Source organism: Nioella nitratireducens, from assembly GCF_001879715.1.
In the GTDB taxonomy this organism is placed as follows: Bacteria; Pseudomonadota; Alphaproteobacteria; order Rhodobacterales; family Rhodobacteraceae; genus Nioella; species Nioella nitratireducens.
This window is the reverse complement of record NZ_MNBW01000059.1, coordinates 1-2,042: the sequence shown is the minus strand read 5'-3', so window position 1 is coordinate 2,042 and position 2,042 is coordinate 1. Positions and strand designations below refer to the sequence as shown.

3 protein-coding genes are annotated in these 2,042 nt (G+C 52.4%); 1 reads left to right on the top strand and 2 read right to left on the bottom strand.

Annotated elements, in window-relative coordinates:
- Positions 1 to 236: hypothetical protein (locus BKY27_RS20465; RefSeq protein WP_233491919.1), on the top strand; the 236-nt coding region annotated here is incomplete at its 5' end.
- Positions 237 to 395: 159 nt separating this feature from the next.
- Here the strand turns inward: BKY27_RS20465 and BKY27_RS19515 are convergent.
- Positions 396 to 1,541 (bottom strand): tyrosine-type recombinase/integrase, encoded by a 1,146-nt coding sequence (locus BKY27_RS19515; RefSeq protein WP_071676121.1) that lies wholly within the window; start codon positions 1,539 to 1,541, stop codon positions 396 to 398.
- Positions 1,542 to 1,712: 171 nt separating this feature from the next.
- Positions 1,713 to 2,042: tyrosine-type recombinase/integrase (locus tag BKY27_RS19510; protein WP_146636322.1), on the bottom strand; the 330-nt coding region annotated here is incomplete at its 5' end.

The following is a 2,042-nucleotide window of genomic DNA, read 5'->3' as shown; positions in this document are numbered from 1 at the left end:
GGGCACAAACAAACCGATATCAACCTGCTGCTGCCCTGGAATTACGGCAATCACGTGTGAACGGCGCACCGCTTACCTTGGGGCGGCACAAAGACGTGACAGGTCCAGGGAAGCGCAGCGTTGTTCGTTGGATCAAAGAACTTGAGGAAGTTGACTTCCTCAAGGTGAAGCGTCGAGGTCTTGGGCAGTCGAACGTGTACGAACTTAACCTGACCGCCCGTAAGCGGCACGCCTAGAAGTGCCAATTTGGCACTTCTGGATATGCCACGATGTCATCTCGGAGACGCCAATTTGGCAATTCATTCTATATAAGAATACACATTTAAGAATATATACAGGAACAGCACTCAGATTTCTGTGGATAAAAAAATAATAGGGGAGCCCTCTAAGAGAATTCAACGTCGGTTGCTCCTGCGAACATTGACTGCACGCGTGTCGATACTGTTCTTCAAATGAACCGCATAATGCTTCTCGATCATTTCGACCGAAGTGCGACAGTTCTTGGCAATCTGATAGATGTCTGCGCCTTCGAGAAGGCGGAAGCTGATGTAGCTATGCCGCAACGAGTATAGCGACCGCCGATTGCCTTCGCGATCAATTTTCAGACCGGTTTCGGATAGGATGCGATCGAACTGCTTTTTATGGTCGTGGGGGAATAGGAGGTCGGTTGCCTCAGGTGAGTTACGCTTACGCATCCGCTGAAATGGCACCACTGCTCCCGACATGCTCATGCAGTAGCCAGTGCCGCGCTTGCCGCGCACTTCAATCTCCAGAATAGTTTCGCCGGTTGCTTCGTCATCGACAATCGACACATCTCGATACTCAAGACGGTTGACCTCGTCGGGGCGCAGCCCAGTGTTGGCCATAAAGAGGATCAAGTCGTGCAACTGCTCGGCCGAATGACGCCACGGTTTGTTGGCGGCCTTTTTCGCATTCTCGCGCGTGGCCGTATACAGCGTCTTGTACTCGTCAGGAGAAAACCAAGCACGATGCGACACCTTGTGCGAGGCTCTGTATGGTTCGGAAAGATCGGGGAGTGCGGCTAGCCAGCCATGCCGGATCGCAAGCTTGAGCACTTGGCGCAGGGTCACGATTTCATGGTGCATTGTCGACCGTGACGGCGGCTTAAAGTCAGGGTCTTCCTTGAGCCGAAAGATGCGGTAGTCCTGCACCTTGCCGGGCGTGATCTGAGACAATCCTAAATCACCAAAGTATGGGATAAGGTGGTTTTTCAATCGCGCCTTGTGCCCGCGAACATACACCTCGTTGCGCTCGCCAGCCGTCGCAACCTCATACTCTTTCTCAAACCGTTCGGCAGCCTGCTTGAAGGTTTTTTCACTAACGAGTTCTCCACGTGACTTCTTCCCGCGCAGATCAAGATACCAGTCCTCGGCAAACTCCTTGGCTTTGGCAAGGCTCTCCTCTTTGGTGCTCACGCGTCGGTTCTTACCATGCATGTAAGTCGAACACTGCCAAACAGAGCTGTTTGGTCGCTTGTAGACGTGCACCTTGCCGCCCAGAATCGTGTGTTTTTCAGCCATCTCAACACCGCACCCAAAACATGTGTCACAGTGTGTAAGATATGTGAAAGAGAGAATCCGGCCAACATGGCTAGACCGGCTTTCTTGCAAGTCTCTGTTTTTGCTTATTTAAATGGTGCCCGGGGGCGGAATCGAACCACCGACACGAGGATTTTCAATCCATCCAGATAGTTAGCTGGCTTTGAGCAGGTCGCTCTCAAGCTTCTCGAACATCGCGACATCCTCTTCCGGACTCTCGAAGAGATGGCCATAGACGTCCATCGTCATGTTGATCGAAGCGTGTCCGAGGAGTGTCTGGATCTTCTTCGGGTTCCAGCTCTGCTCGATGAACAGCGAGGCAGCCGCATGGCGTAGAGAATGAATGCCGAACTTCGCATCACCGTTCTCGTCGGTGATCTCATTTTCAACAAGCATCGGCTTGAACGTAACCGCCTCATTGTTACCGCGGCGATTCAGCTTTGATGCGCGCCGCCAGATCGGTGTCATCCACGAAGTCATCAA